We start from the raw sequence: 26,923 nt of genomic DNA, 5'->3' as shown, positions 1-26,923 counted from the left end.
GGACTCCAGAACCCGCACGGCGGGCGAGTGTGACAGGTATATCCGACCATTATGACCAAATAATGACTGTCACACCCAGACTGCGACGGGCCGCCGCAGTTCCCTTCAGGCCGGCTGCGTCTGCGCCTGCCGCGACCACAGCAGCCAGGTCAGGCTGGCCAGGCTCCAGGCCACCAGCAGCCCCCACACCAGCATGCCTTCCCCCACCAGACCCACCTGCTGGGCCCAGAGCAGCGCGGGCAGGTTCAGCGCCAGGCGCAGCAGCTCCAGACCGCGGGCAAAGGGTCGGTTCTCCAGCCAGATACCGATGGCATAAAGGCCGAAAGCCACCCACAGCCAGGCACCGACGAGCACGCCCAGGCCGTGCTGTGCCGCCACGGCCAGCAGCCAGCTGGTGCCCAGCACGTAGCTGGTGAACTGCAGCGCGGCATAGACCTTTTGCCCGCGCGCCAGCGGCACCTCGAACTTGCGGAAGCTGGCCAGGTCCGGCTTGTCCAGCGGGTAGCGCGCCGCCACATCGGCCGGGCGCCAACCGGTGGGCATGAACCAGATGCGCAGCCTGTCCCACCAGGAGCCGGCACGCACCGCGTCGCGCCAAAGCTGCACGTAGAACTGCAGGTTGGCCCACAGCGGGTTCCAGCTGCGCAGCGGCGTGGTCACGCCGAACACCACCGGCTGCTCGTCCAGCTCCTCCTGGAAGGTGCCGAACAGGCGGTCCCAGAGAATGAACACGCCGCCGTAGTTGCGATCCATGTACACCGGGTTCTGCGCGTGGTGCACCCGATGATTGGACGGCGTGACGAAGAACCACTCGTACCAGCCCAGCTTGGGCACGTGGCGGGTATGCACCCAGAACTGGTAGAGCAGGTTGAGCGCGGCGACCGTGACGAACACCAGCGGCGGCACGCCGGCCACGGCCATCGGCAGGTAGAAGATCCAGCTCAGCAGAAAACCCGTGCTGGTCTGACGCAGGGCGGTGGACAGGTTGTAGTCCTCGCTCTGGTGATGCACCACGTGTGAGGCCCAGAAGATGTTGCGCTCGTGGCCGATACGATGATTCCAGTAGTAGCAGAAGTCGTAGAAGACGAAGGCCAGCACCCAGACCCAGGGCTCGTCCGGCAGCACGGTGAGGTGCAGGTGCTCATAGGCGAAGGCATAGCCGAGCACCGCAATGGCCTTGCTCAGCAGGCCGCTGGCCTGCGACAGCACCCCGGCGCTGAGGCTGTTCAGCGAGTCCGCCAGGCGGTAGGTGCTGACCCCGCGCACGCGGTCGGCGACCAGCTCTAGGGCGATCAGCAGGAAGAAGAAGGGAACGGCGAGCAGGATCAGGTTCATGGTTCGGCACTGCGCAGGTTGACCTAAGCTGATCCTATGCCTGCCCCGCCGGATGCTCGCGGCGGCGAATGCCAGCCCAAGTGGCATTTGGCGACATGCCATGGCTCGACGCTCGCCCCAGCAATCGGCGAAACTGGCGCGCAGTCCCCTTGCCTGGCTACTGGAGAACAGCATGCACAAACGAGTCGCGGTCATCCTTTCCGGCTGTGGCGTCTACGACGGCGCGGAAATCCACGAGAGCGTGATCACCCTGCTGCGCCTCGACCAGCGCGGCGCCCAGGTGCAGTGTTTCGCCCCCAACATCGCGCAGATGCACGTGATCGACCACCTCACCGGCGCCGAGATGCCGGAGAGCCGCAACGTGCTCACCGAGGCCGCGCGCATCGCCCGTGGCGACGTGATGGACGTGCGCGAACTCAAGGCCGAGCAGTTCGATGCGCTGATCCTGCCTGGCGGTTTCGGCGTGGCCAAGAACCTCTCCAACTTCGCCCTGGAAGGTGCCGGCTGCAGCGTGCAGCCCGATGTGCTGGCCGCGGCCCAGGCCTTCGCCCAGGCCGGCAAGCCGATCGGCCTGATCTGCATCGCCCCGGCCCTGGCGGCGAAGATCTATGGCGAGGGTGTTTCCTGCACCCTGGGCGCTGCCGACGATCCTGCCGTCGCAGGCCTCACCGCCATGGGCGGCCAGCACGTCGAGTGCACGGTCGAAGACATCGTCGAAGACAGCGCGCGCAAGCTGGTTACCACCCCTGCCTACATGCTGGCCGAGTCCATCGCCCAGGCCGCCGCCGGCATCAACAAGCTGGTCGACCGCGTCCTGGAGCTGGCCCAGGCTCACTGACAGGTCGTTCCGGCCATTGTGCGCGGCGTCCCCGCCGCGCCCCTGGCCAGTAGCAGCGTCCTGCGGCAGCGTGTGCGCCACAGTCGAGCCGCAGGAGCGCAGCATGAGCAAACCGGTCTTCCAGCTATCCGAGGAACAGCGCCAGGGCGTGGAAGCCTTCTTCCAGCGCATCCCGTTCAATCAGGTGCTGGGCATCCGCATCGACGAGCTGAGTGGCGACCGGGTGGTGATGAGCCTGCCGATGAAGCCCGAGCTGATCGGCAACTTCGTCCACGGCATTCTCCACGGCGGGGTGATCTCCTCGCTGCTGGATGTCGCCGGCGGCGCCATGGCACTGATCGGTGCCTTCGACAAGCATCAGCACCTGAGCCAGCAGGAACGCATGCAGCGCCTGTCCAAGCTGGGCACCATCGACCTGCGCGTGGACTACCTGCGCCCCGGCCGCGGCCAGCTGTTCACCGCCACCGCCGTACTGCTGCGCTCGGGCAACAAGGTGGCCGTGGTGCGCAGCGAACTGCACAGCGACGACGGCACGCTGGTAGCGGTGGGGACCGGCACCTATCTGTGCGGGTAGCTTGCCGTATTAGGCGGCGGACTGGCGGCTCCCTCTCCCGCCGGGAGAGGGTTGGGGTGAGGGTCTCAAAGGCGACTCGGTGCAGCCCGTAGCCCGGATGCAATCCGGGAAGCAGGCAGCTCCGCCCCGGATTGCATCCGGGCTATCTCATCAGGCGGGTCAGAATGCGGTCCAGTGAATTGGCGAAGGCCTGGCGGTCCTTGTCCGAGTAGGCAGCCTGGCCGCCGCCCATCTGCCCCTGCTCGCGCAGGTCGGTGAACAGGTTACGTATCGCCAGACGCTCGCCCATGTTGCGCTCGTCGAACTCGCGGCCGCGCGGATCGAGGGCCGCCACGCCCTTCTTGACCAGGCGATCGGCCAACGGGATGTCGCTGCAGATCACCAGCTCACCGGGCACGGCGTGCTCTACCAGGTGATCATCCGCCGCATCCGGGCCGCTCGGCACCACCACCAGTTTCACGCAGGCAAAGTTTGGCCGGGCCACCGCCTGGCCAGCCACCAGCACCACCTCGAAGCCGCGCTTGAGGGCGAACTTCACCACCTGATCGCGGGCCAGCCGGGGGCAGGCGTCGGCATCGATCCACACACGCATGATTTGACAATCCTCGGGGAACAGCGACTAGTATGCCCGAGCCCATCAGGCTATCGACAATACAGGCGACCCCATGCAGTTCTGGCAACGCATCGAAGAACCGGCCCAGGTGCTTGTCGCCGGAGCCAGCCGCGGTATCGGCCTGGCGCTGACGACGCAGCTACTCGAACGTGCCGAGGTGGCCAAGGTGTTTGCCGTGGCGCGTCACGCCCCTGCCAGCGCCGATCTGCTGGCCCTGCAGGCTCGCCATGGTTCGCGTCTGCAGCTACTGGCCTGCGACCTGCGCAACGAAGCTGCCGTGGCCACGCTGGCCAGCCAGCTGCTCGCGCAAACGGCACGCCTGCACCTGCTGCTGTGCAGCGTAGGTATTCTCCAGGAGGATGCTGCTCGCGCCGAAAAGAGCCTGACACAGCTCAGCCTTGAAGGACTGATGGCCAGCTTCCAGAGCAATTGCTTCGCCCCCATCCTGCTGCTCAAGCACCTGCTGCCACTGCTACGCGGCAAGCACCCCTGCAGCGTGGCGGCCCTTTCAGCCAGAGTGGGCTCGATCGGCGATAATCGACTGGGAGGCTGGTACAGCTACAGGGCCAGCAAAGCGGCACTCAACCAGCTATTGCACACAGCCAGCATCGAACTCAAGCGACTCAACCCACAGAGTTGCGTACTGAGCCTGCACCCTGGCACCACCGACACGGAGCTATCGCGCCCATTTCAGGCCAAGATCGCCGCAGACAGCCTTTTCAGCCCCGAGTTTGCCGCCCGCTGCCTGCTGCAGCAGGTGGCCGAACATGGGCCGGAAGACAGCGGCAGCTTCTGGGCCTGGGACGGACAGCAGATTCCCTGGTAGATCAGGCGGCACGCCGCACGGTCGCGAGCAGCGCCGCGGCGGCCACGAACAGGCCGCCAAAGGTGCGGTTGAGGATGCGCTGCTGACGCGGCGAACGCAGCGCGCGCAATACCCGCGCGGCCAGGCCAGTGTAGCCGGCCATCACCACCAGATCGACCGCAACCATGGTGGCGGCCATCAGCAGGTACTGGACCAGCAGCGGCGCCTTGGGATCGAGGAACTGAGGCAGCACGGCGAGGATGAAGATGATCGCCTTGGGGTTGCTGGCGTTGACCAGAAAACCGCGCAGCACCAGGGTCAACGGCCGGCCCAGGGGCCGCTCGCCTTCACCGGCGGCGATTTCGCCGGGCGCGGCGACCCACTGCTTCCAGCCGAGATAGACCAGGTAGGCCACGCCGAACCACTTGATCAGGTTGAAGGCCAGCTCCGAGGTAGCCAGGACGGCACCGAGGCCGGCGGCGACCACGGCGATCTGCATCAGCAGCGCCAGTTGCAGGCCCAGCGCATTCCAGTAGCCACGCCAGAACCCGTATTGCAGTCCGGCACTCATCGAGGCCACCGCACCGGCACCCGGCGACAGGCTGATCACCCAACAAGCGACGAAGAAGGCGAGCCAGGTTTCCAGGGTCATGGACAGTTACCTCGATGGCAGAAAGCAGGCGCTCAGCCTACTCCCGCGCGCCATTCAGCGCCAGCGACGCACCGACTTCTGGAAGAACAGGCTGTTCGGCACCTGGATCAGCGCATTGGCTGCCTCCGGGTCCTCCAGGGTGGTGTAGAACAGGTTGATCGCCATCACCCGCCCCTTGACCCCTGGCTTGTCGGCGCTGTCGATCACCTCGACGGTGTCACCGATGCGGAACGGCCCCATGCTGAAGATCAGCAAGGCGCAGAACATGTTGGAGAGCACGCTCCAGATGGCGAAGAAGGCCACCGCGGCCACTGCGACGAAGCCGGTCAGCGCCGTCCACAGCACTTCGGCGGACACGCCCAGGCGCTCCAGCACCAGCATCAGCGCGCTGCCCATTATCAGCCAGCGCAGCAGGCCGCGCAGCGGCAGCCACAGCTCGGTCGGCAGCGCCGCGTAGCGCTCGCCAAGGCGGGTGATACCGCGCCCAACCAGGCGCTGGACGGCCCAGGCCAGGAGCAGGATCAGCAGCACCTGCCCGGCCAGAATCAGCGGCTCACGCCAGTCGCTGAGCACTGCCAGCTGCTCCATCACTCGCTCTCCTCCAGTTGCTGCTGCAGCGCCTCCAGGGTTTCCAGGGCCTCCAGCCAGGTCTCCTCCAGCTCGGCCTCGCGAGCCTTGAGCGTGGCCTGCTCGGCCAGCAGCTCACGCAGTTCATCCTTGCGCGCGGCCTCGTAAAGGCCGCTGTCGCCGAGCTTGTCTTCGACGGCGGCGAGCTTTTCCTGCAGCTTGCCCAGCTCCTGCTCCAGCTTGTCGGCCTGTTTTTTGTGCGGTGCCAGCTGCTGGCGCAAGGCGGCGGCAGCCTGACGCTGGGCGCGCTTGTCGGTCTTGTCCGCGGCCGGGGCGGCGGTGCTTTGTGGCTGCTGACGGGCACGGTAGTCGACCAGCCAGCGCGCGTAGTCATCGAGGTCGCCCTCGAACGGCTGGATACGCCCGTCGGCCACCAGCAGGAACTCGTCGGTGGTGCTCTTGAGCAGGTGACGGTCGTGCGATACCACCAGCACGGCGCCGGCGAAATCCTGCAGGGCCATGGTCAGGGCCAGGCGCATTTCCAGGTCGAGGTGGTTGGTCGGTTCGTCGAGCAGCAGCAGGTTGGGCTTCTGCCAGGCGATCAGGGCCAGGGCCAGGCGCGCCTTCTCACCACCGGAGAAATTGACCACCACTTCGTCGCAGCGCGGACCGCGGAAGTCGAAACCGCCGAGGAAGTCACGCAGGGTCTGCTCGCGCTCGCCCGGGGCTATGCGCTGCAGGTGCAGCAGCGGGCTGGCCTTGGCATCGAGCGAATCGAGCTGATGCTGGGCGAAGTAGCCGATCGCCAGGTTCTCGCCGCGCGCGAGGGTGCCACCGAGCACCGCCAGGTCGCCGGCCAGGGTCTTGATCAGGGTCGACTTGCCGGCGCCGTTGGGCCCGAGCAGGCCGATGCGCGCGCCGGGGGCGAGGCTCAGCTTGACCTTGTCCAGCACGGTCTTGTCGCCGTAGCCGAGGCGCGCCTCGGACAGGTTGAGCAGCGGGCTGGAGACCTTGTCCGCCTCGCGGAAGACGAAGTCGAAGGGCGAGTCGACATGCGCCGGGGCCAGCTCTTCCAGGCGCTCCAGGGCCTTGATCCGGCTCTGCGCCTGGCGCGCCTTGGTCGCCTTGGCCTTGAAGCGGCGGATGAAGTCTTCCATGTGCGCGCGCTGCGCCTGCTGCTTCTCGTAGGCCTGTTGCTGTTGCGCCAGGCGCTCGGCGCGGGTGCGTTCGAAGGCCGAGTAGCCGCCGCGGTAGAGGGTCAGCTTCTGCTGTTCGAGGTGCGCCACATGGTCGACCACGGCGTCGAGGAAGTCACGGTCGTGGGAGATCAGCAGCAGGGTGCCGGGGTAGCCCTTGAGCCAGTCCTCCAGCCAGAGGATCGCATCGAGATCGAGGTGGTTGGTCGGCTCGTCGAGCAACAGCAGTTCGGACGGGCACATCAGCGCCTGGGCCAGGTTCAGGCGCATGCGCCAGCCACCGGAAAAGTCGCCGACACGGCGGTCCATCTGCTCGCTGGTGAACCCCAGGCCGGCCAGCAGCTTGCGCGCACGGGCATCGGCCGTGTAGCCCTGGGCATTGTCCAGCTCGGTATGCAGGCGGGCGATGGCGGCACCGTCGTGGGCGACCTCGGCCTTGGCCAGCTCGGCCTGGATCGTGCGCAGGTGCAGATCGCCATCGAGGACATAGTCCACCGCCAGGCGTTCGAGGTTGTCGACCTCCTGGCGCATGTGCGCTATGCGCCAGTCGGCCGGCAGCTGGCAGTCGCCGGCGTCGGGGCCGAGCTCACCGCGCAGCAGGGCGAACAGGCTGGATTTGCCGGCGCCATTGGCGCCGATGAGACCGACCTTCTGGCCGGCGTGCAGGGTCAGTTCGGCGCCTTCGAGCAGGCGCTGCGGACCACGCTGTAGAGTGAGGTTCTGGAGTCGGATCATAATGGCCGCGGAGTCTACCAGCTTCGCCCGGAGCACCCTATGCCAGCTGACCTGTGGAATTTCGCCCTGGCCTGTTACGCCCGTCCCGGCGTGGAGCAGACCTTTCTGCGCCTGCAGGACAGTGGCGCGGACGTCTGCCTGCTGCTCTGCGCGCTGTGGCTGGAGCGCCGGCAAGTGCCCTGCGACGCGCAGCGCATGGCGCAGCTGCATGCCGTCGCCGAGCCCTGGCAACGCCAGGTGGTGCAGCCGCTGCGCGCGCTACGCCAGGGCTGGAAGGCCGCAGCGCAGCACGACCCGCAACAGGCGCGGCTGCGCGAACAGGTCAAGGCGCTGGAGCTGGAGGCCGAACGGGAGCTGCTCGGCAGACTGGAACAGCTGGCCCAAAAATGGCAGGCCACGGACGAAGCCGTGGCCTGGTTGGAAACGCTGCTGGAGGAGCGCGACGCGCGCGAACTGCTGCGCGCCGCGGCCACTCTGACTTAAGCGCTGGGCGGCGTGCTGCCGTTGCTGGAGGCAGGTGCGGCCGCCGGCACCGGTGCCGGCGCAGCGCTGGCCGGTGCTGCCGGTTTGGCGGCTGCAGGCTTGCTGGTCGGCTTCGCAGCGGGCTTGGCGGCTGCCGGTTTGGGCGCAGCGGGCTTCTTGGCTGCCGGCTTCGCCGCAGGCTTGGCAGCGGGTTTTGCCGCCGGCTTCGCTACCGGCTTGGCCGCTGTTGCTTTGGCCGGAGCCTTGGCAGCAGCCGGTTTGGCCGCAGGCTTAGAAGCTGGTTTGGCGGCGGGCTTCGCGGCTGCCTTGGCCGCAGGCTTGGCGGCCGGTTTAGCTGCAGGCTTGGCCGCAGCTGCCTTGGTCGGAGCCTTGGCGGGTTTGGCAGCAGGCTTAGCGGCAACCGGTTTGGCCGCAGTCGATTTCGCGGCGGGCTTGGCCGCAGCCTTGCTCGCCGGTTTGGCAGCCGCCGGCTTGGCGGCGGGTTTGGCAGCACTCTTCGCAGCAGGCTTGGCAGCGGGTTTCGTGGCTACTTTGGCAGCGGGCTTGGCAGTCGCTTTTTTCGCCGCGGCTTTGGCCGCAGGCTTGGCGACAGCACGGCTGTCCAGCGCCTTGGCAGCAGCCTCGCGGACCTTGCCCACGCCCTGCGCGAGCTTCAGGCTTTCCTGGGCATCGCGCTTGAGCTGGGCAATGTAGCTGCGGGTTTCAGCCTGACGGGTCTTGAGCGCCTCAAGCAGCTCTTCCAGCTCAGCCGCGGCGGCCTTGGCCTTTTCCTGTGCCTTGGCCTTGCCGGCCTTGGCCGCATCCTGCAGCTTGCTGCGGGTGTCGTGCAGTTTTTCCTGCGCTTTGACGCGTTGCTTTTCCAGCTTGGTCAGCAGCTCTTCGGCCTCAACCAGCGCCTGAGTGCAGGCCTTTTCCAGGTGTTCGAGCAAGCTGTGAGAAAGTTGCTGCAGCAGGTGCAAAGGAGTGCTAACGGACTTCTTATTGTTGGTCGGCATGGCGTGCCTCCTAACGGACGTTGGTGACCCCATACTAGACGCCTGACTCGCCAGTCGCTAGCGCCCGCGCCGGCAACCTGCATAATCGCCGGCAAATTTTGCGGAGATATCGAACATGTTGCGCTTCTGGCTGGTACTGCTGTGCCTCTGTTCATCGCTGGCGTACGCCGCGCAGCAGGATGAGGATCTGGCCTATAGCCTCGGCGCCAAACTGGGTGAACGCCTGCGCGGCGAGGTGCCCGACCTGCCGCTGCCGGCGCTGCTCGAAGGCCTGCGCCAGGCCTATCGCGGCGAGGCGCTACGCCTGCCGCCAGAGCGCATTGACGCATTGCTTGAAGAACACGAACAGCGCAGCGCCGAGACCCGTGAAACACAGGCGCGTCTGGCCGAGGTACGCTTCCTGGCCACGGAGAAGTCCCGCTACGGCGTACGCGAAATGGCCGGTGGCGTACTGGTGCGCGAGTTGCGCGCGGGTAACGGTGCCAAGCCTCGCAGCAATGGCAGAGTGCGGGTCAACTACCGCGGCGAGCTGGCCGACGGCAGCCTGTTCGACCAGAGCGAAGGCCCCCAGTGGTTCCGCCTCGGTGCGCTGATTCCCGGCTGGCAGACCGCGCTGCGCGAGATGCCGGCCGGCGCGCGCTGGCGCGTGGTGATTCCGGCTGAGCAGGCCTATGGTGCAGAAGGCGCAGGTGACCTGATACCACCGAACGCGCCCCTGGTGTTCGAAGTGGAACTGCTCGAAGTCGCCGACTGACAGCCAAGAAAAAGCCGCCTCGTAGGGCGGCTTTTTCTTGAGTGATCGACCGGCTCAGAGCGGGGTCGCGGTGGCCTGTTGCCGATGGGCGTTGTGCAACACCTCGATCAGGCAGTCTTCCAGCTCGAAACGCTCATGCAGCAATTGACCGAGGCGTTTGAGTTCGGCATTAAGCGAGGCGGCATCGCGGCAGTCGCCGTTGTCGCAGCGATCATTGAACGCCAGTGCCACCTCGGTGATGGCCTCGATGCGTGGGTAGATCTGCTTGGCCAGCTCCAGGCCACGCTGATCACCGAAGGCCTTGGCCTCGCTGGTCAACTGCTCGTAGACCTCGAAGTGGCCGGCCGAGACGTAGTCGACCAAAATCTCGCAGAAGCGCTGCACGCCCTGCCCGGACGCCGCACCCTGAAGGTTATCGCTGAGCGCGCCGAAGGCGCTCACCAGTTCATGGCGTTCCTGCAACCAGCGATCGATCAGCTGGTGTACGCCACCCCAGCGTTCCTGGGCGTTCTGGCAGCTCTCGAGCATGATGTCCTCACTTCCCTACTGGTGAATGCGAATACGCCAGCCCCGAGACATTTTATTGTCAGCTCGCGAATTCTCGGGGGGCGCCTCGGCAAAAACGGCAGTTTCCTGACAAGGCGCAGGGCCAGAGTATGCCCACTCGGCGCGGGCATCAAGTCATGCCGATCGGGAATCGTCAGGCGCGACGAAACAGCTGGATCAGGGCGAACAGGGCCATGCCGACGAAAGCCAGCAGACTCCACTCCGGCACGCTGAGGCCAAACAGGGTCCAGGTCACCTCGGCACAGTCGGCGGTGCCATGGAAGACCAGGCGGGCGATCTCCTGCAGGGGCAGCGCCTGGACCATGAACTCCAGGCTCGGCAGGCAGGCTTCCAGCTGATCCGCCGGAACGCCCTGCAACCAGACCTGGCGCGCCGCCGTGGCGCCACCACCAGCGGCAAACAACAGAGCTAGCAGGGCATATCCGCGTTGCCCGCCACGGGCCGGGCCATGAATGGCGGCGATCAGGCAGACCAGCGCGAAGAGAATGACGAAGACGCGCTGGACGACGCACAGCGGGCAGGGGTTGAGGCCGACCACATGCTCCAGATAGAGCGCACCGCCCATCAGGGCCAGGCAGCCGATAAATGCCAGCAGGAACAGGGTACGCGAGGTGGCCAGCGCCATGGGAACTCCGATGCGGGGGCGAGAAAGGCGCCTACGGTAGAGGAAAGCCGAGCGGCCTTTCAAGGTAATGGCAGACGCCCCGTCAGCGACAGGGCGCCATACGTCAGGCCGATGGCTGGGGCAGCTCGGGCAGGCGCTGGCCTTGCAGCACCAGCAGCTCCTGCAGCAGACGATTGCTCTGCTCGGCCTCGCCCTGGCTGGCCAGCAGGCGCGCCAGCTCGGCGCAGGTCTCGGGGCTGCGGGCAAACTCCAGACTGATCTCGAAATATTCGCGCGCCTTGCCCCACAGGCCGTTCTGCAGACTTAGACGGCCCAGGGCCAGCAGGAGCTGCGGCGCCTGCGGATGCTGCTTGAGCAGCGCCTCGGCAGTCTGCAGCTGGCGCGCCGGGTCGCGCCCGCGCAGCTGGCCGTAGAGGCGCACCAGACGTTCGTCGTAACCCTGCTTGAGCGCCTTGCGCAGCACCTCCTCGGCCTCCTCCTGGGCGCCCAGGGCGCACAGCTGGCGGGCATAGGCCAGCAGCAGCTCCGCATCCTGGCGCTGCGCCGAGGACAACTGCTGCCAGGCGGCCGTCAGGGGTTGCAGGGCCAGCTCGCCCTGCTCCAGTCCCTGATCGCCGGCACGTTGCAGGCGGTCGATCCAGGCCTTGCGCTCCAGTTCGGCGAGCGCCTCGCCCTCGACCACACGGCTCTTGCGCAGCTCCGGCAGCAGCTCCAGCAAGGCTGCCCAGTCGCCGCGTTCGACCAGTGTGCGCTGCAGTTGCTCGAGCACCGCATGGTGCCGCGGATGACGCTCGCGCATGGCCTGCAGGGTTTCCAGGGCACCTTCGAGATCGCCGCGCTCACGCTGCAGCTCGGCATGGGTCAGGGCCACGGCCAGTTCGGCCTGCGGCTGGCTGCGCAGGGCCTTTTCCAGCAACGCCTCGCCCTCCTCCACCCGTCCCAGCTTGTGCGCGGCACGGGCCGCGCCCAGGTAATACATCAGCGGCTGACGCTCGCCCTCGGCGGCCAGCGACAGGTGGCGCACGGCACGTTCCCAGCGCCCCTCGATCAGGTCCAGCAGGCCCTTGTCGGCTGCCAGCTGCTGGCGCTTGCCACGGTTGCGCCGGGACCAGGGATTGACCACACCACCGGAGGCCAGCAACACCCGCACCAGCCAGCGCAAGCCGACGAACAGGCCCCAGGCCAGCGCCAGCAAAAGCAGGAACACCCACAGGCTGGATTCGTAGCGCAGGCCCTTCCAGGCGATCAGCACGTAGCCGCTGTGCTCGGCGACGGCCAACCCCAGCAGGGTCGCCGCGCTGACCACCAGCAGCAGAAGCAGGACGGCGCGGATCATTGCCCGTCCTCCTCGATGGCTTCGATATCCGGCTCCAGCGCCGGCTCGGCTTGCGCATCGGGCATCAGCTCGGCGGCCTCGCGGCGCTTGAGATAGGCCTGCAGCACGTCGAGCGCGCTATCCAGCCTCGGCAGCTGGGCCACCACCGGCTGCTCTGCCAGCTCGCCGATGCGCTGGCGCAAGGCCTGCACGGCCTGGTTGTCGCGGTCGAAGTAGGTGTCCAGCACGTCACCGGCGGCGGCCAGCGCCTGGCGGTAGACTTCCGGCTCGCCATTCAGCGCGCCCCACTGCGCCTGCTCCAGGGCCAGGGCCAGGGTCAGGCGCACCTGCGCCAGGCTCTGCCCGGCCAGCTGCGGACGCACGTCCTGATCAGCGTGCAGGTCGAGACGCACATAGCGCGACACCTGCTGCCACAGTTCTTCCCAGCGGCTGGCGTCGCTGGCGTTGTTGGCACCCGCCGGTGCTTCGGCCGGCACCAGGTACTCGGGCGTCAGCGTCTGCAGCTGGGCAGCCTGGCCGCGCAAGGCGGCCAACTGCAGGAACAGGCCACTACGGTCCAGTTGCGGCAGGCCGCGCAGGGCCTCCAGCACCTTGATCAACTCGCCACGGGCGGCGAAGGCCTGCGGATCGTTCTGCGCCCGCAGGATGTCGTCGGCGCCCTGCACCAGGGCGATCGCGCTGTCGACGTCCTGCAGCGCGGACAAGCGCAGCATGGCCAGCCGCAACAGGTGCTCGGCCTCGGCCAGGCGCCAGTCCTCGCGGCTCTTGCCGAGCAGGCCAGAGAGGCTTTGCGCCAGGCGTTGCTGCTCGCCCTGCAGGCTCACCAGCAGGTCGCGCTGGGTGGCCAGTTGGTCCGCCGAGGGCAGACCGGCCAGCTTCTTGGCCACGCTATCCTCGCTGCCCTGCAGCCGAGTCTCGGTTGCCGCGCCGATTTCGCGTAGCCGCTCCAGCTGCTGCTCCGCCAGTCCCTGCTGCTGATGCAGCTGCCAGGCACTCCAGGCGCCGACGCCGAGGCCGGCCAGGCCGACCAGCAGGGCCAACCAGGCTGGGCCGCGCCCACTGGCCTTGGCGGCCGCCTGCAGGGCCGGTTCCGCAGCAAGTGGCGGGGTCTGTTCACTGATCTGCGGGGTGGTTTCGCTCACGAGTCCTTCCTTATGCATCAGAGGCCGGCGCCGGATGGGCGCGCAGGGCCGCCAGAACAGCCGCAGCACTGGCGCCGCGACAATCGATGACCTGCCGGGCGCCCGCCGCACGGGCCAGTTCGGCCACCCGCGGGCTGGGCACCAGCAAGGGTAGCCGAGCCAGCTCTGCCCAGGCACTGGCAGCGAGCTGCAGCAGGTTTTCCAGACCCTGGGCGCTGCTCACCAGCAGGGCGTTGAGACGCTGCGCCGCCACCAGCTGCGGCAAGGTGCCGCTGGGGTATTGAGGACACAGACGCCGGTAGAGTTCCAGATAGTCGACCACGGCGCCACGCGCGCGCAGGGTCTCGGCGATCAGCTCGCGCCCACCCTCGCCGCGCATCAGCAGCACCCGTGGGTTTGCCACGCACAGCGCCTGGTCGAGCTCGGGCAGGGCCAGCAGCGCCTCGCTGTCGTCGCCCAGGCTCGGACAACAGGCCTGCAGGCCATGCGGTTGCAGGTACTGGTCGAGAATCTGCGCGGTGGCGGCGCCCACGCTGAACCAGCGCGGGCCGGACGGTGGTTGCGCCCAGTGCCGCTGGAGCAGGGCCAGGCCCAGGCGCGCGGCCGGCTTGCTGACCACGATGACGGCGCTGTAGCGCTCAAGATCGCGGAGGATGGCGCACTGCTCGGGCGTTTCCGCCAGCGCCTCGGTTTCCAGCAGCGGCAGACTGCAGCTGTACACGCCAGCCTCGGCCAGGGTGGCGGCCAGCGCCGCGCACTCGGCGGCCGGGCGGGTCAGCAGCAGGCGCCAGCCCGTCACTCGGCCGCGGCCTCGCCGTAGACCGCCTTGAGAATGGCCTCGGCGCCCTGCGCCAGCAGCTGCTCGGCCACCTGCACGCCGAGTGCCTCGGCATCGCTGCCACGGCCTTCGGCGCGCAGCAGCAGACCGCCATCTGGCTGGCCGACCAGGCCACGCAGCCACAGCTGCTCGCCCTCGCGCAGGGCGTAGCAGGCGATCGGCACCTGGCAGCCGCCGTTGAGGCGCTTGTTCAGCGCGCGTTCGGCGGTCACCCGCGCGGCCGTCTCGGCATGGTGCAGCGGCGCCAGCAGCGCGTGGATCTCGGCATCGGCCGTGCGGCACTCGATGCCCACCGCGCCCTGACCACCGGCCGGCAGGCTGTCGTCGACGCTGATCGAGGCACGGATGCGCGCCTCGAAACCCAGGCGGATCAGGCCGGCGGCGGCGAGGATGATGGCGTCGTACTCGCCGGCATCCAGCTTGGCCAGGCGGGTGTTCACGTTGCCGCGCAGGAAGTGGATCTTCAGGTCCGGGCGGCGCGCCAGCAGCTGGGCCTGACGGCGCAGGCTGGAGGTCCCGACCACGCTGCCGGGCGGCAACGCGTCGAGGCTGTCGTAGGTATTGGAGACGAAGGCGTCGCGCGGGTCTTCACGCTCGCAGATGCAGAACAGGCCGAGCCCCTCAGGGAAGTCCATCGGCACGTCCTTCATGGAGTGCACGGCGATATCGGCCTCGTTCTCCAGCAGGGCGGTTTCCAGCTCCTTGACGAACAGGCCCTTGCCGCCGATCTTCGCCAGCGGCGCGTCGAGCAGCTTGTCGCCACGACTGACCATGGGCACCAGGCTGACCTTCAGCCCTGGGTGAGCCTGCTCCAGGCGGGCCTTGACGTACTCGGCCTGCCACAGGGCCAGGGCGCTCTTACGGGTGGCGATGCGGATTTCGCGGGACATGGGCAATTCCAGAAGACGAACTGCCGGGGATGATAACAGGATGACCGGCGCACGCCCGCAGGCACGATCGCCGCAGGCTGCATCCGGGGGGCTTACAGGCTGTGCATCAGCTTGCGCACACCGGCCACATGGCGCCGGCTGACGGTCAGGGCGTCCGGCCCCAGACCCTTGAGATAGAGCTGGAAGTGCCCCAGCGGCGTGCGCTGCAGACGCTCGATGCGTTCGCGGGCGACCAGCGCATTGCGATGGATGCGCACGAAGCGTTCGCCGAACTCATCCTCCAGCGCCTTCAACGGCTCGTCCAGCAGCACCTCGCCGCCTTCATGGCGCAGGGTCACATACTTGTGGTCGGCGATGAAGAAGATCACCTGCTCCAGCGGAATCAGCTCGATACCCTTGCGGGTACGCGCGCTGATATGGCTGCGCGGGCCGGCGCCATTGCCGGGCATGGCCGGGCGCGTCAGCGCCGCCAGCTGCACGCGGTTGGGCCGCTCGGCCTTCTTCAGCGCGGCAGCCAGGGCCTCCGGGCGCACCGGTTTGACCAGGTAACCGACGGCACTGACGTCGAAGGCCTCCAGGGCGAACTCGTCATGCGCGGTGCAGAAGATCACCGCCGGCGGCGCCTCGCGCTCGCACAGTTTGGCTGCCACCTGCAGGCCATCAAGGCCGGGCATGCGGATGTCCAGCAGGACTACGTCCGGCCGCAGGCTGTCGATCAGCGCCAGCGCTTCTTCGCCGTTGCTGGCCGAGGGCTCGAGGACACGATAACCCTCGAGTTCGCCGACCATGCGGATCAGGCGCTCGCGGGCAAGGGGTTCGTCATCGACGATCAGCACATTCATATTGCTCGGGCTTCCTGCATGAGTCTCGAACAAGGATAGCGTAGACAGGTGAAGTGGCGCCCGTCACGGCGATCCACGCTGAGACTCGCGCCGGGGCCGAAAAGTGCCGCCAGGCGCGCATCGATATTCACCAGGGCCTGGTGGGTTCCGCGCGACGGCTGCTGATCGGCGACTTCCTGGAAGGGGTTGCTCACGCAGAGCTGGAACACCCCATCACGGTAGTCCGCCTCGATCCGTACCAGTCCGCCCTCGATGCGCGGCTGGATGCCGTAGATCAGGGCATTCTCCAGCAGCGGCTGCAAGGTCAGCTGGGGGATCGGCAGATCCGCCGGCACATTTTCCACCTGCCAATCCAACTGTAGCCGGTCGCCGAGCCGATAGTGCTCGATCGACAGATATCGTTTGCCCAATTCCAGTTCCTCGGCCCAGGACACCAGGGTACCGGGCTTGGCCAGGCTGGCGCGGAACAGATCGGACAGATCAAGCACCGCCTGCTCGGCCTTGACCGGGTCGACCACCACCAGGCTGGCGATGCTGTTCAGGCTGTTGAACAGGAAGTGCGGACGGATACGCGCCTGCAGCGATTCGATGCGCGCCTTCAGCTCGGCCTGCTGCTGCTTGCGCCACTGACTCTGCAGGTAGAAGTAGCGCAGCATCAGGCCGGACATGATCAGGCTGATCAGCGCATGGCGCAGGTACAGGTTGACCTCGCCCTCACGCGGCAACACGCCGCCCAGGTTGAAGTAGTCGGCCACCGTGGTGCAGGCCAGAGTCAGCGCTACCACCAGCGTGCAGCACAGCGCCCCGGCCAGGGCCGCTCGCAGGCGCGCCAGCAGCGGCCGCAGGCGGCACAGCAGCGCCGCCGAGAGCAGCACGATCCACTGCACGAACAGTGAGGTCAGCGCCAGGCGCTCCCAGTTGAAGGCGGGCAGCATGGGTTCGGCCAGCACCAGCACCAGCACCAGCAGCTCGGCCAGCAGCACCAGGCCAAGCAGCGCCTCGGGCTCGCACAGCTCCGGCAGGAAGAAATCGTCGTCCGGGGCCAGGGTGCGCCCCTTGTTGAACCATTGGATTTTCATCCCTGCAGTTTCCTTGTGTGCGCCACCGGGCGGCAACCCAGAGCGGCCCGGCCGGGCCAAAACGGCGACCCAAATGCCGCCGAACCACGCAAACTGTGACGGCGGCAACAGATCGGCGCGGCCTCGGTTTTCCCGGCAAGGCTGTTATTATCGGCACACTTTGTCCGTTTCGCAGGCGCCCGCCGCGTCTGCCCTGCCACGAGTCCAGCCATGAGCAGCGAAAAAACCAACCAGTCCTGGGGCGGCCGCTTCAGCGAGCCCGTCGACGCCTTCGTCGCCCGCTTCACCGCCTCGGTCGACTTCGACAAGCGCCTGTACCGCCACGACATCATGGGCTCGATCGCCCACGCGACCATGCTGGCCAGGGTCGGCGTGCTGACCGCGGACGAGCGCGACGCCATCGAGGCCGGCCTGAAACAGATCCAGGCCGAGATCGAAGCGGGCCAGTTCGACTGGCGCGTCGACCTGGAAGACGTGCACATGAACATCGAGGCGCGCCTGACCGACCGCATCGGCGTCACCGGCAAGAAGCTGCACACCGGCCGCTCGCGCAACGACCAGGTGGCCACCGACATCCGCCTGTGGCTGCGCGACGAGATCGACCTCATCCTCGCCGAAATCACCCGCCTGCAGCAGGGCCTGCTCGGCCTGGCCGAAGCCGAAGCGGACACCATCATGCCCGGCTTCACCCACCTGCAGACCGCCCAGCCGGTGACCTTCGGGCATCACCTGCTGGCCTGGTTCGAGATGCTGTCGCGCGATTACGAGCGCCTGGTCGACTGCCGCAAGCGGGTCAACCGCATGCCGCTGGGCTCGGCCGCGCTGGCCGGCACCACCTACCCGATTGCCCGCGAGATCACCGCTGAACTGCTGGGTTTCGACGCCGTTGGCGGCAACTCGCTGGACGGCGTGTCGGATCGCGACTTCGCCATCGAATTCTGCGCGGCCGCCTCCCTGGCGATGATGCACCTGTCGCGCTTCTCCGAAGAGCTGGTGCTGTGGACTTCCGCCCAGTTCCAGTTCATCGACCTGCCCGACCGCTTCTGCACCGGCTCCTCGATCATGCCGCAGAAGAAGAACCCGGACGTGCCGGAGCTGGTGCGTGGCAAATCCGGCCGCGTGTTCGGCGCCCTGACCGGCCTGCTGACCCTGATGAAGGGCCAGCCGCTGGCCTACAACAAGGACAACCAGGAAGACAAGGAACCGCTGTTCGACGCCGCCGACACCCTGCGCGACAGCCTGCGCGCCTTCGCCGACATGGTTCCGGCGATCAAGCCGAAGAAGGACATCATGCGCGAAGCCGCGCGCCGTGGCTTCTCCACCGCCACGGACCTCGCCGACTACCTGGTGCGCAAGGGCCTGCCCTTCCGCGACTGCCACGAGATCGTCGGCCACGCGGTGAAGTACGGCGTGCAAACCGGCAAGGACCTGGCCGAAATGAGCCTCGATGAGCTGCGCCAGTTCAGCGAGCAGATCGGCGACGACGTGTTCGCCGTGCTGACCCTGGAAGGCTCGGTCAACGCCCGTGACCACATCGGCGGCACCGCGCCGAACCAGGTACGTGCCGCCGTGGCGCGCGGCCGGGAACTGCTGGCGACGCGCTGATCGCCCGCCAAGGGAAAAGGACTTCCCATGCTTGAACTGTTGCTACGTGGCCTGCTGTTCCTCGGCGAGGCCATTCTGGGGCTGATCTTCGGCTACTTCTTCTACAGCGCCGGCTGGCTGCTGTTGCGCCTGCTGACGCTGGGCCGCTATCCGCGCCTGCCACTGCGCCAGATCGATCCAGACAGCCCACGCGGCAACTGGATCGCCTCCTTCGGCGTCCTCTGCCTGGTTGCCCTGCCACTGGCTGCACTGGTTCTCCTCTACGGCTAACCACTTCGAGAGTATTCGCATGAGCCTGCATATCCGCACCGCCACGGCCGATGATGCCGAACTGATCCTGCGCTTCATCACCGACCTGGCCATCTACGAGAAGGCCGAGCATGAGGTGCAGACCGACGTCGCCGGCATTCGCGACAGCCTGTTTGGCGAGGGCTCGACCACCCATGCGCTGATCTGCGAGCAGGATGGCGTAGCGATCGGCTTTGCCGTGTACTTCTTCAGCTACTCGACCTGGCTCGGCAAGCACGGCATCTACCTGGAAGACCTGTACGTCGCGCCGGAATACCGCAAGCTCGGCGCCGGCAAGGCGCTGCTGCAGCACCTGGCGAAACTGGCTGTGGCCAGGGGCTGCGGGCGCATGGAGTGGGCCGTGCTGGACTGGAACACACCGGCCATGGAGTTCTACGAATCCTTCGGCGCACGCCCCAAGGACGACTGGATTTCCTACCGTCTGACCGGTCAGGCGCTGCTCGACTTCGCCGCCAGCTGAGTACCGTCCGGCGCCCTGCGCTTGGGGCGTCCCAGCGGCTCATCTATCGTGCCCAAACGTCCCGCCCCACCAAGGCCGCCTCCATGCGCTCACTCCTGGCACTGCTGCCCCTTTTCCTGGCCACGCTCGCCAAGGCCTCTCCCCTGGCCATCCCGGCCAATGCCAGCTGGCACCTGCAACTCAACGACCCACTGCAGACGCCCAACCGGCAGGTCTACGACATCGACCTGTACGACACGCCCAAGCAGACCATCACCAACCTCAAGGGCCAGGGCCGCATCGTCATCTGCTATTTCAGCGCCGGCACCTGGGAAGACTGGCGCAGCGATGCCAAGCTCTATCCCAAGGCCGCCATCGGCAAACCGCTGCCGGAGTGGCCCGGCGAGCGCTGGCTGGACTATCGCCGCAGCGATGTCCGCACGCTGCTGGCCAAACGCCTGGACCTGGCCCGCAGCAAGGGCTGCGACGGCGTCGACCCGGACAACGTGGACGGTTACAGCAACGACAATGGCCTCAAGCTGACCCGCGCCCAGCAGATCGACTTCAACCGCTGGCTGGCCAGCGAAGCACACAAGCGCAACCTCAGCGTCGGCCTGAAGAACGCCGTCGAACTGCTGCCACAGCTGGCGGCGTACTTCGACTTCGCGGTTAACGAGAGCTGCTACCAGTACGAGGAATGCGGCGGCTACGTGCCCATGCGCCGCCAGGGCAAGCCGATCTTCATCGCCGACTACCGCGCCTACAACGCCAAGCTGTGCAGCCGCGCCAAGACCTCGGGCTTCCGCCTGCAGTTCTTCAAGCTCGACCTCAAGGGCACCGGCAAGCCCTGCCCCTGAGCCTCAGGCCCTGCTGCGCAGATGCGCCATGAAGGCGGCCATGCCGGCCTCCTTCTGTGCCGCGATCAGCTGTACATGCGGGTTCTGCTGCAGGCGCTGGAACAGTTCGCGGGCGGCGGGGAAACCCTCCAGCAGGTCGAATCCGAGGACCTTGTGTGCCACCGCCTCGGCCAGGTCGATGCTGTAGAGGAAGTACAGGTCGGCCAGGCTGAATTGCTCACCGGCGACATAGGGCGCGAAGCGTCCGTGGCGCTTGAGCGCGGCGATACCGGCCTGCAGTTCGCTGCGTGCCTTGTCCTTGATCGCCGCCTCCACCGGGGTGCGGAAGAACGCCTCGGCATAGCAGCTGCGCGCCGGCAGCTCGATATACAGCTCGATCTCGCGCATCAGCGCGCGCACCTGGGCCCGCGCGAACGGCTCGGCCGGCAACAGCGGGCGGCCCCGACCGAGGTCTTCCAGGTAGTCGAGGATGGCCCCGGTCTCGCTGATGTAGCCCTGTTCGGTCTGCAGCACCGGCACCTTGCCGCGCGGACTGATGGCCAGGAAGGCCTCGTCCTGGCTGCCGTAGACGCTGACGGTGTCGAACGCCAGGCCCTTTTCCAGCAGGGCCAGGTGGACCATGTTGTAGTAGTTGCTGACGGCGAATCCGTGGAGTCTGAGCATGGCGGCTTACCGATCTGGGAAAAACCAGTTATAGCCCGCCGGATGCGCGCGAAAAGCTCCATCAGCCGGCTGAATGATGGCTGTGGCAGACTACAGCGCCGCCTCCGAGGAAAAGCCATGAGCGAACATGACCACGACGACGATGAAGCCTTCGCCGAAGAAACCCTGATCCAGGCCATCGAGAACCAGCTGGAAGCGGACAACCCGCCGGCAGCCAAGGCCGTGTACAACAAGCTGACCCTGGTCGGCTACGAACGCGAGGAAATCCTCGAACTGATGGCCCTGGTCCTGGCCCACGAGATCGATGCCATGCTGCGCGATGACCGGCCCTTCGACGGCGCCTGGTATGAGCAGGCCCTGCGCGCCCTGCCGGAGCTGCCCGGGGAAGAATGAGCCGACCTTGACCAAGGTCTATTTCCGCCACGACCAGGTGTTGCTAAGGTGCAATGGCCCCGTTGCGGAAAGGTCACTTCATGGCCGCGCGCTGTCTCCGGCTCTGCCTCGCAATACTCCTACCCCTGCTGTGCGCTCCGGCGGCCACGGCCGACGAGGTCTATCGCATCGGCGCCGAGGACGACTGGTACCCCTTTACCGCGCTGCGCGATGGCAAGGTGCAGGGGATGTCCGCCGATCTGGTGCGCGCCGCCTTCGCCGCCAGCAATACCCGCGTCGAACTGGTGCCCTACCCCTACTCGCGCTGCATGGAGCTGACCCGAACGGGCCAGCTGGCAGCCTGTTTCAACACCTCGCCGGATGCCGACATCGCCAGCGCATTCCGCCTGCCGCAGGAACCGTTGTTCAGCGATGACATCCTGCTCTGGGCCCGCCGCGACGATGCCCACCCGATCACCAACCTGCAGCAGCTCACCGGGCAGAAGGTGGCGGTGACCATCGGCTACGAGTACGGCACACCCTTCGACAGCCTGACCGGCGTGGAACGCGTGGAAGTGCGCCGCGACCTCAATGGATTCCGCATGCTGGCGCACCAGCGGGTAGCCTATACCGCCGCCTACCGCGGTATCGCCACGGCTCTGTTTGCCGAGAACCCGGAACTGGCCGATCGGTTCGTGCCAGTCGCCACGCTGCATCGCCCACAGCTGTTTGTCTCGTTCTCGCGCCACCATCCGCAGGCCGAGCTGCTACTCAACCGCTTCGACAGCGGCATGCGCACGCTGCATCGCGACGGCCTCTACCAACAGATCACCGAGCGCTGGCAGACGCCGGATGCGACGCCCTGAAGCGACGCTTCTACACTCAGGCAACTCCCACAACAACAAGAGCGCAACGACCATGGCCTACACCCCCGAACTGATTGCCGAACTGGAAATCCTCGCCCTGTACAACCTGGACAACCACCAGGAAGGCCTCAAAGTGCACAACAACGCCTCCAATCGCGCCCAGCTGGCCATCACCCGTCTGCACCAGAAGGGGCTGGTGACCCAGGCCGACGGCGGCTACCTGACCAGCCTGGGGCTGGATGCCGCCGAGCATGCCCAGGCGCTACTGACCATTCTGCGCACCGAGCCCGCACGCGCCTGACCGAACGGGGTGGAGCGACCCCGGATTTTCCCCTGCAGCGGCGAGCGGGTGCCGCCGATACACTGGGCAGAGATGACTGCCAGATGCCCCACGGCACTGGTAGTCTTGCTGCCACCACCGCTCCGAGCCGTACATGACGCGCACCCTGGAAATCCGCCCGGATATCAATGAAGGCATCGACCGCAAGGTCCTGGGGCAGCTGCGCGCGCGCTTTCTCAAGGTCAACGATGGGCGCCTGGGGCGCGCCATGCAGGCGTTGTCGACGCGCCAGCAACTGGTGCTCAAGCTGTTGCCCCTGCTGTTCCACGTCAACCACCCGCTGCTGCCCGGCTATGTCTCGGCCAGCACCCCCGCCGGACTATCAGGCTTCGAGCCGGACGACGAACTCCTTGCCGAAGCCCAGCGCCTGACCCGTTCGTTCGCCTACAAGGCACGCCGGGGCACGCCCGGCAGCAAGCCACCAACGCCGATCCAGGGCCTGTTCCTGATGGGCAGCCTGGGCACCGTGGCACAGGCCGAGCAGAGCGACATGGACCTGTGGGTATGCCATGACCCGGCACTCGACGCCCGCGCCCTGGCCGAACTGCGCAAGAAATGCGATCTGCTGGAGGCCTGGGCCGCCACTCAGGGTGCCGAGGCACACTGCTTCCTTATCGACCCGGCGCGCTACACCCTGGGCGACCGCGAAGCACAACTGACCTCCGACGACTGCGGCACCACCCAGCACTACCTGCTGCTCGACGAGTTCTACCGCACCGCCATCTGGCTTGGCGGCCGCACCCCCCTGTGGTGGCTGGTGCCGGTGTACGAGGAAGCCAACTACCGCGCCTACACCCATGCCCTGCTGAGCAAGCGCTTCGTGCGCGCCGAAGAGGTGCTGGACCTCGGTCACCTGGCGCGCATCCCGCCGGGCGAATTCATCGGCGCCGGCATGTGGCAACTGTTCAAGGGCATCGAGTCACCCTACAAGTCGGTACTCAAGCTGCTGCTCACCGAGGTCTACGCCAGCGAGCACCCCCATGTGGAGTGCCTGAGCCTGCGGTTCAAGCAGGCCGTATACGAGGGTCGCCTGGAGCTGGACGAACTCGACCCCTACATCGTGGTGTACCGCCGCCTGGAGGAATACCTCACCGCGCGCGGCGAGTTGGAGCGCCTGGAGCTGATCCGCCGCTGCCTGTACCTGAAGATCGGCAAGCGCCTCAGCGTGCCGCCACGCCAGCGCGCCAAAAGCTGGCAGCGCCTGCTGTTCGAGCGCCTGACCGGCGAGTGGCGCTGGAGCCAGCGCGAACTGGCCATGCTCGACAGCCGCAGCCAGTGGAAGGTACGCCAGGTCAGCGCCGAACGGCGTGCGCTGGTCAACGAACTAACGTACAGCTACCGCTTCCTGTCGCAGTTTGCCCGCAGCGAACAGACCGCCATCCCGCTCAACAGTCGCGACCTCGGCGTCCTCGGTCGGCGCCTGTATGCCGCCTTCGAACGCAAGGCCGGCAAGATCGAGTTCATCAACCCCGGCATCGCCCCGGACCTGGCCGAGGACACCCTGACCCTGGTGCAGAGCCCCAGCCAGGAGGCGGAAGGCGAAACCCAGTGGGCGCTCTACCAGGGCAGCCTGAACGGCCAGGAGTGGCCGGATTTCGCCCCGCTCAAGCGCACACGTCAGCTCATCGAACTGCTCGCCTGGTGCCACCGCAATGGCGTGATCGACGCCAGCACCCGCCTGTCGCTGCACCCCGGCAGCAGCGACCTCAGCGAGTTCGAGCTGTCCAGCCTGCTCGGCAGCCTGCAGCAGGTGGCGCCGCTGCCCCTGCCGCCGGTCAGCGAGGAGGCCCTGTTGCATGCCGCCGAACCGGCCGAGACGCTGCTACTGGTCAACGTCGGCGTCGACCCGCTCAAGGCCCACAGCCAGCTCAACGTCCACCTGACCACGGGCCGCACCGACTCACTGGGCTATTCCGGCGTGCGCGAGAATCTGGTGCTGACCCTCGACCAGGTCAGCCTGAACAGCTGGAACGAGCTGATGGTCAGCCGCTACGAAGGCCCCAACGCTCTGCTCGACTGCCTGCGCGACTACCTCAACGCGCTGCCGGCCGACGGCCGCCGGCCACGCCTGGAGGTGCGCTGCTTCTGCCGCAACCGTGCCCAGGCCATCGCCCAGCGGGTCGAGGAACTGTTCCGCGACACCCTGTCCAGCCTCGCCGGCGCCGCGAACAGCCGCTACCTGCTGCAGATCCAGCAGCACTACCACGTACTGGAGCTGTTGCCCGGCCAGGTCAGCCACGCCGCCCTGCATGACCTGCCGAGCCTGCTTGAGCACCTGGGCGAGGAACAGCCCACCTACAGCCCGCTGTACCTCGACCGTTACGCCCTGGAAGGCGAGGACCTGGCCCTGATCCTGCCACTGGGCCGCCCCGACTGCATCCAGGTGTTCTACCGCATTGATGGCGCCCAGGCCGAGCTGACGGTGCTCGACGAGCACAACGCACTGTGGCGCCAGCGCCTGCCGTATCGCGACGAGCAGAGCCTGCTGACGCCGCTGCAGCGCTTCCTGCAATCGGTGCTGTACCGCCGCAACGCCCTGCTGCCACTGGACAGCCCGTTGCCGCCGGCCGCCCTGGACATCCTCTACTACGAAGTGCTGCCGGCACCACCGCAGCGCGCCAGGCACCTGGAGCGCCGCGCACCGCCACAGGCACAGGTCGCCCACTCCTTCTATGACGTACAGGCGATCATCGAGCCGGCCGACAGTGGCCGGGTGCATGTCACCCTGTACTGCAACCACCGCGAATTCTCCGAACTGGAGTACGGCGCCGAGCTATTCGCCGCGGTGGCGCGGCACATCCTCAACCAGCGTCGTGGCGCCGAGCGCTATCCCTGCTACATCACTGACCTTGATCTGTCGCGCATTCTCGGCGACGGCCAGGCGCAGACCATCCACTATCTGCGCTATAAGGCCCAGCTCGAAGGCGCGCTCAACAGCGCCCTGCAAAACGCCTGAACGGCAAAGGACTGCCCGATGATCCTCACCACCCTACTGAGCACGGCGCTGCTGGGCGGCGTTGTCTACCAGCGGCGGGCGGCACTGCAGCGCAAGCGCGCCCGTTTCATCGACGGCTACTGGTTCCCCGAACGGCTGCGCGAGAAGCTGCTGGAGCGTTACCCACACCTCACGGGCGAACAGATCCAGTGGGTGCTGCTGGGGCTGCGCGAGTACTTCCAGCTGTGCCGCCTGGCCAGGGGCGCGATGGTTGCCATGCCGTCGCGCGCGGTCGATGTGGCCTGGCACGAGTTCATTCTCTACACCCGTCAGTATCAGGCATTCTGCACATCCGCCCTCGGCCACTTCCTGCACCACACGCCGAATGACGCCATGCCCAATCCGCAGGCACCCAGCGAGGGTATCCAGCGCGCCTGGCAGCTGGCCTGCCAGCGCCTCGGCCTGTCGCCGCAGCGTACCGAGCGCCTGCCCTGGCTGTTTACCCTGGACGCCGACCTGGCCATCGACGATGGCTTCCGCTACAGCCGCCAGTGCGATGCCAAGCCTGGCAGCATCGGCAGCGACAACGGTTTCTGCGTCAGCCACTTCGGCTGCAGCTCCGCCGGGGGCTGCGGCGGCGACTCCGGTTCCGCCGGCGGCGGCGACAGCGGCGGCGCTGATGGCGGAGGTGGCTGCGGCGGCGGGTGTGGCGGCGGGGGCGGCGACTAGTCAGCCACGCATCGGCGCCTGCGGGTGCTGCAGGGCGTAGAGGTAGCAGTCGGTCATGCTGTGGTTGGCGGCTACGCCGGCGTAGCTGGCGGTAAAGGTCACGGCCTGACCGAGGTGCTGGTACAGCAACTCGCCACTGACTGCGGCCGGAATCTGCGGCACCAGATCGCTGTCATTGACCACGCGGAAGGTCGGCACCCCCAGGCCGTTATAGGCTGCAGCGAAGTCCGGCGCCGCCAGACGCGGGCTGGCAAAGTTGTAGTGCTGCAGCGCCTGGTCCGGCCAGCGTTCATGCAGGTCGAGCACGGCCAGGCTGGTCAGCGCACTGCCCAGGCTGTGCCCGCAGACCCACAGCGGCCCGCTCGGCTGCAGGCTGTCCAGTGCCGCCAGGGCGAGGTCGCGCAGCGAGGTGTAGAGCTTGAGAAAGCCGGCGTGCACGCCCCCCGCAACGCCGTCCTGCCAGGGCCACTTGGCCTGTTGCAGGTCCAGATCGTCGAGCCAGTCCTGAGCCGACTCGGTACCGCGCAGCACCAGGTAGGTTTCGCCCTGATCGTTGGCGGCGGCGAAACCGAAGGGCTCGGACTCGTTGATGAAGCGCAGGTCGCTGAGGATGCTCCAGATCGGCGCGGAGAAGCGCCAGCCGTCAAGCTGCGGCGCGCTCCAGTGGAAGTCCTGCGGGCGCCGCGGCCGGCCCTGCGCCTGCCATTGCTGATACTGGGCATAGGCCTGCTCGACCAGCTGGGCACAGCGCAGTGCGCGGTCGAGGGAGAAGTTCTGCGGGAAGTACAGGGGCAGACTGGACATGGCGGCCTCCTTGCCGGCGACGGGACTATCAGACTCTAGCCGAGTGACAGGCACGTGGCAGCGGAAATCCTGGCACGGCATAAAATATCGATTTCACTGATACCTGATACGAGCAAGGACCATTATTCAATCGAATGC

General features: G+C 67.1%; 30 protein-coding genes. 14 read left to right on the top strand and 16 right to left on the bottom strand.

Annotated features, from left to right (window positions below; translation table 11 throughout):
• Positions 1–105: 105 nt before the first annotated feature.
• Positions 106–1,335, bottom strand: a complete 1,230-nt coding sequence (locus ACOAPY_RS02260; protein ID WP_465154881.1) for a sterol desaturase family protein — start codon at positions 1,333–1,335, stop codon at positions 106–108.
• A gap of 172 nt (positions 1,336–1,507) precedes the next feature.
• Between ACOAPY_RS02260 and elbB the strand changes: the two genes are divergently transcribed.
• Together elbB and ACOAPY_RS02250 are read left to right on the top strand one after the other, a co-directional pair.
• Positions 1,508–2,173, top strand: a complete 666-nt coding sequence (gene elbB / locus ACOAPY_RS02255) for an isoprenoid biosynthesis glyoxalase ElbB (RefSeq protein ID WP_465154880.1) — start codon at positions 1,508–1,510, stop codon at positions 2,171–2,173.
• Positions 2,174–2,276: 103 nt separating this feature from the next.
• A complete protein-coding gene (locus ACOAPY_RS02250) occupies positions 2,277–2,747 on the top strand; it encodes a thioesterase family protein (protein ID WP_021700029.1) in 471 nt (156 codons plus the stop codon).
• 142 nt (positions 2,748–2,889) lie between these two features.
• Here ACOAPY_RS02250 and ACOAPY_RS02245 read toward each other — a convergent pair whose 3' ends face one another.
• Positions 2,890–3,339 carry a YaiI/YqxD family protein gene (locus ACOAPY_RS02245; protein ID WP_021700030.1) on the bottom strand — a complete coding sequence of 150 codons (450 nt, stop codon included), beginning with the start codon at positions 3,337–3,339 and terminating at the stop codon, positions 2,890–2,892.
• Positions 3,340–3,412: 73 nt separating this feature from the next.
• Here ACOAPY_RS02245 and ACOAPY_RS02240 point away from each other — a divergent pair, with 73 nt between their 5' ends.
• The gene (locus ACOAPY_RS02240; protein ID WP_465154879.1) at positions 3,413–4,186 is read left to right on the top strand and encodes an SDR family NAD(P)-dependent oxidoreductase; all 774 of its coding nucleotides are present in this window, start codon (positions 3,413–3,415) and stop codon (positions 4,184–4,186) included.
• A gap of 1 nt (position 4,187) precedes the next feature.
• Here the strand turns inward: ACOAPY_RS02240 and ACOAPY_RS02235 are convergent, their stop codons facing one another.
• Genes ACOAPY_RS02235 through ACOAPY_RS02225 form a run of 3 tightly spaced genes read right to left on the bottom strand, consistent with a single transcriptional unit; the run spans position 4,188 to position 7,315 of the window.
• Positions 4,188–4,817 carry a LysE family transporter gene (locus tag ACOAPY_RS02235; RefSeq protein ID WP_076582287.1) on the bottom strand — a complete coding sequence of 210 codons (630 nt, stop codon included), beginning with the start codon at positions 4,815–4,817 and terminating at the stop codon, positions 4,188–4,190.
• A gap of 54 nt (positions 4,818–4,871) precedes the next feature.
• Positions 4,872–5,405: a mechanosensitive ion channel family protein gene (locus ACOAPY_RS02230; RefSeq protein WP_076423832.1), complete on the bottom strand. Its 534-nt coding sequence runs from the start codon at positions 5,403–5,405 to the stop codon at positions 4,872–4,874.
• On the bottom strand, positions 5,405–7,315 hold the full coding sequence (locus tag ACOAPY_RS02225) for an ATP-binding cassette domain-containing protein (protein ID WP_465154878.1): 1,911 nt from the start codon (positions 7,313–7,315) through the stop codon (positions 5,405–5,407). Before ACOAPY_RS02225 ends, ACOAPY_RS02230 begins: the two co-directional genes overlap by 1 nt.
• 39 nt (positions 7,316–7,354) lie before the next feature.
• Here ACOAPY_RS02225 and ACOAPY_RS02220 point away from each other — a divergent pair, with 39 nt between their 5' ends.
• A complete protein-coding gene (locus tag ACOAPY_RS02220; RefSeq protein WP_465154877.1) occupies positions 7,355–7,798 on the top strand; it encodes a TIGR02444 family protein in 444 nt (147 codons plus the stop codon).
• Here the strand turns inward: ACOAPY_RS02220 and ACOAPY_RS02215 are convergent.
• The gene (locus ACOAPY_RS02215; protein ID WP_465154876.1) at positions 7,795–8,793 is read right to left on the bottom strand and encodes an AlgP family protein; all 999 of its coding nucleotides are present in this window, start codon (positions 8,791–8,793) and stop codon (positions 7,795–7,797) included. The two genes, ACOAPY_RS02220 and ACOAPY_RS02215, sit on opposite strands and share 4 nt — an antisense overlap.
• 115 nt (positions 8,794–8,908) lie before the next feature.
• Between ACOAPY_RS02215 and ACOAPY_RS02210 the strand changes: the two genes are divergently transcribed.
• Positions 8,909–9,547: an FKBP-type peptidyl-prolyl cis-trans isomerase gene (locus ACOAPY_RS02210; protein ID WP_465154875.1), complete on the top strand. Its 639-nt coding sequence runs from the start codon at positions 8,909–8,911 to the stop codon at positions 9,545–9,547.
• Positions 9,548–9,601: 54 nt separating this feature from the next.
• On the opposite strand, the gene ACOAPY_RS02205 is transcribed toward ACOAPY_RS02210, so the two are convergent.
• The 8 genes from ACOAPY_RS02205 to ACOAPY_RS02170 all read right to left on the bottom strand — a co-directional run bounded on the left by ACOAPY_RS02205 (position 9,602) and on the right by ACOAPY_RS02170 (position 16,866).
• Entirely contained in the window at positions 9,602–10,075 is a 474-nt protein-coding gene (locus ACOAPY_RS02205) for an Rsd/AlgQ family anti-sigma factor (protein WP_076582274.1), read from the bottom strand.
• Positions 10,076–10,247: 172 nt separating this feature from the next.
• Entirely contained in the window at positions 10,248–10,739 is a 492-nt protein-coding gene (locus tag ACOAPY_RS02200; RefSeq protein ID WP_076582271.1) for a disulfide bond formation protein B, read from the bottom strand.
• Positions 10,740–10,842: 103 nt separating this feature from the next.
• Entirely contained in the window at positions 10,843–12,075 is a 1,233-nt protein-coding gene (locus ACOAPY_RS02195; protein WP_465154874.1) for a heme biosynthesis HemY N-terminal domain-containing protein, read from the bottom strand.
• The gene (locus ACOAPY_RS02190) at positions 12,072–13,235 is read right to left on the bottom strand and encodes a uroporphyrinogen-III C-methyltransferase (protein WP_465154873.1); all 1,164 of its coding nucleotides are present in this window, start codon (positions 13,233–13,235) and stop codon (positions 12,072–12,074) included. The genes ACOAPY_RS02195 and ACOAPY_RS02190 overlap by 4 nt, the downstream gene beginning before the upstream one ends.
• Complete coding sequence (locus ACOAPY_RS02185) at positions 13,228–14,016, bottom strand: uroporphyrinogen-III synthase (protein ID WP_465154872.1); 789 nt, start codon at positions 14,014–14,016, stop codon at positions 13,228–13,230. The genes ACOAPY_RS02190 and ACOAPY_RS02185 overlap by 8 nt, the downstream gene beginning before the upstream one ends.
• Positions 14,013–14,945 carry a hydroxymethylbilane synthase gene (gene hemC / locus ACOAPY_RS02180; RefSeq protein WP_021700043.1) on the bottom strand — a complete coding sequence of 311 codons (933 nt, stop codon included), beginning with the start codon at positions 14,943–14,945 and terminating at the stop codon, positions 14,013–14,015. The genes ACOAPY_RS02185 and hemC overlap by 4 nt, the downstream gene beginning before the upstream one ends.
• Before the next feature lie 92 nt (positions 14,946–15,037).
• Positions 15,038–15,787 carry a LytR/AlgR family response regulator transcription factor gene (locus ACOAPY_RS02175; protein ID WP_021700044.1) on the bottom strand — a complete coding sequence of 250 codons (750 nt, stop codon included), beginning with the start codon at positions 15,785–15,787 and terminating at the stop codon, positions 15,038–15,040.
• Positions 15,784–16,866, bottom strand: a complete 1,083-nt coding sequence (locus tag ACOAPY_RS02170) for a sensor histidine kinase (RefSeq protein WP_021700045.1) — start codon at positions 16,864–16,866, stop codon at positions 15,784–15,786. The genes ACOAPY_RS02175 and ACOAPY_RS02170 overlap by 4 nt, the downstream gene beginning before the upstream one ends.
• A gap of 210 nt (positions 16,867–17,076) precedes the next feature.
• Here ACOAPY_RS02170 and argH point away from each other — a divergent pair, with 210 nt between their 5' ends.
• From argH to ACOAPY_RS02150, 4 genes are all read left to right on the top strand, one after another.
• Positions 17,077–18,471 carry an argininosuccinate lyase gene (argH, locus tag ACOAPY_RS02165; RefSeq protein WP_330099329.1) on the top strand — a complete coding sequence of 465 codons (1,395 nt, stop codon included), beginning with the start codon at positions 17,077–17,079 and terminating at the stop codon, positions 18,469–18,471.
• Positions 18,472–18,498: 27 nt separating this feature from the next.
• Positions 18,499–18,741: a hypothetical protein gene (locus ACOAPY_RS02160; protein ID WP_076582242.1), complete on the top strand. Its 243-nt coding sequence runs from the start codon at positions 18,499–18,501 to the stop codon at positions 18,739–18,741.
• Between the two features lie 19 nt (positions 18,742–18,760).
• Positions 18,761–19,240: an N-acetyltransferase family protein gene (locus tag ACOAPY_RS02155; RefSeq protein WP_465154871.1), complete on the top strand. Its 480-nt coding sequence runs from the start codon at positions 18,761–18,763 to the stop codon at positions 19,238–19,240.
• An 83-nt stretch (positions 19,241–19,323) separates the two neighbouring features.
• Positions 19,324–20,076 carry an endo alpha-1,4 polygalactosaminidase gene (locus ACOAPY_RS02150; RefSeq protein ID WP_465154870.1) on the top strand — a complete coding sequence of 251 codons (753 nt, stop codon included), beginning with the start codon at positions 19,324–19,326 and terminating at the stop codon, positions 20,074–20,076.
• A 3-nt stretch (positions 20,077–20,079) separates the two neighbouring features.
• Here the strand turns inward: ACOAPY_RS02150 and ACOAPY_RS02145 are convergent, their stop codons facing one another.
• Positions 20,080–20,739, bottom strand: coding sequence for a glutathione S-transferase family protein (locus ACOAPY_RS02145; protein ID WP_465154869.1), 660 nt, complete (start codon positions 20,737–20,739; stop codon positions 20,080–20,082).
• 117 nt (positions 20,740–20,856) lie between these two features.
• On the opposite strand from ACOAPY_RS02145, the gene ACOAPY_RS02140 reads away from it, so the two are divergent.
• The 5 genes from ACOAPY_RS02140 to ACOAPY_RS02120 all read left to right on the top strand — a co-directional run bounded on the left by ACOAPY_RS02140 (position 20,857) and on the right by ACOAPY_RS02120 (position 25,981).
• Positions 20,857–21,132 carry a hypothetical protein gene (locus ACOAPY_RS02140; protein WP_021700050.1) on the top strand — a complete coding sequence of 92 codons (276 nt, stop codon included), beginning with the start codon at positions 20,857–20,859 and terminating at the stop codon, positions 21,130–21,132.
• An 80-nt stretch (positions 21,133–21,212) separates the two neighbouring features.
• A complete protein-coding gene (locus ACOAPY_RS02135) occupies positions 21,213–21,977 on the top strand; it encodes a substrate-binding periplasmic protein (protein ID WP_465154868.1) in 765 nt (254 codons plus the stop codon).
• Between the two features lie 52 nt (positions 21,978–22,029).
• Entirely contained in the window at positions 22,030–22,278 is a 249-nt protein-coding gene (locus ACOAPY_RS02130) for a TIGR02647 family protein (protein WP_076582231.1), read from the top strand.
• Positions 22,279–22,411: 133 nt separating this feature from the next.
• Positions 22,412–25,273, top strand: a complete 2,862-nt coding sequence (locus tag ACOAPY_RS02125; protein WP_465154867.1) for a class I adenylate cyclase — start codon at positions 22,412–22,414, stop codon at positions 25,271–25,273.
• Between the two features lie 18 nt (positions 25,274–25,291).
• Positions 25,292–25,981: a glycine-rich domain-containing protein gene (locus tag ACOAPY_RS02120; protein WP_465154866.1), complete on the top strand. Its 690-nt coding sequence runs from the start codon at positions 25,292–25,294 to the stop codon at positions 25,979–25,981.
• Here the strand turns inward: ACOAPY_RS02120 and ACOAPY_RS02115 are convergent, their stop codons facing one another.
• Entirely contained in the window at positions 25,982–26,785 is an 804-nt protein-coding gene (locus tag ACOAPY_RS02115) for a lipase family protein (RefSeq protein WP_465154865.1), read from the bottom strand.
• Between the last annotated feature and the right edge of the window lie 138 nt (positions 26,786–26,923).

The organism is Pseudomonas stagnisoli, from assembly GCF_048595745.1.
GTDB lineage: Bacteria > Pseudomonadota > Gammaproteobacteria > Pseudomonadales > Pseudomonadaceae > Aquipseudomonas > Aquipseudomonas alcaligenes_A.
The sequence above is the reverse complement of the archived record's forward strand: the minus strand, read 5'-3'. Positions and strand labels throughout refer to the sequence as shown.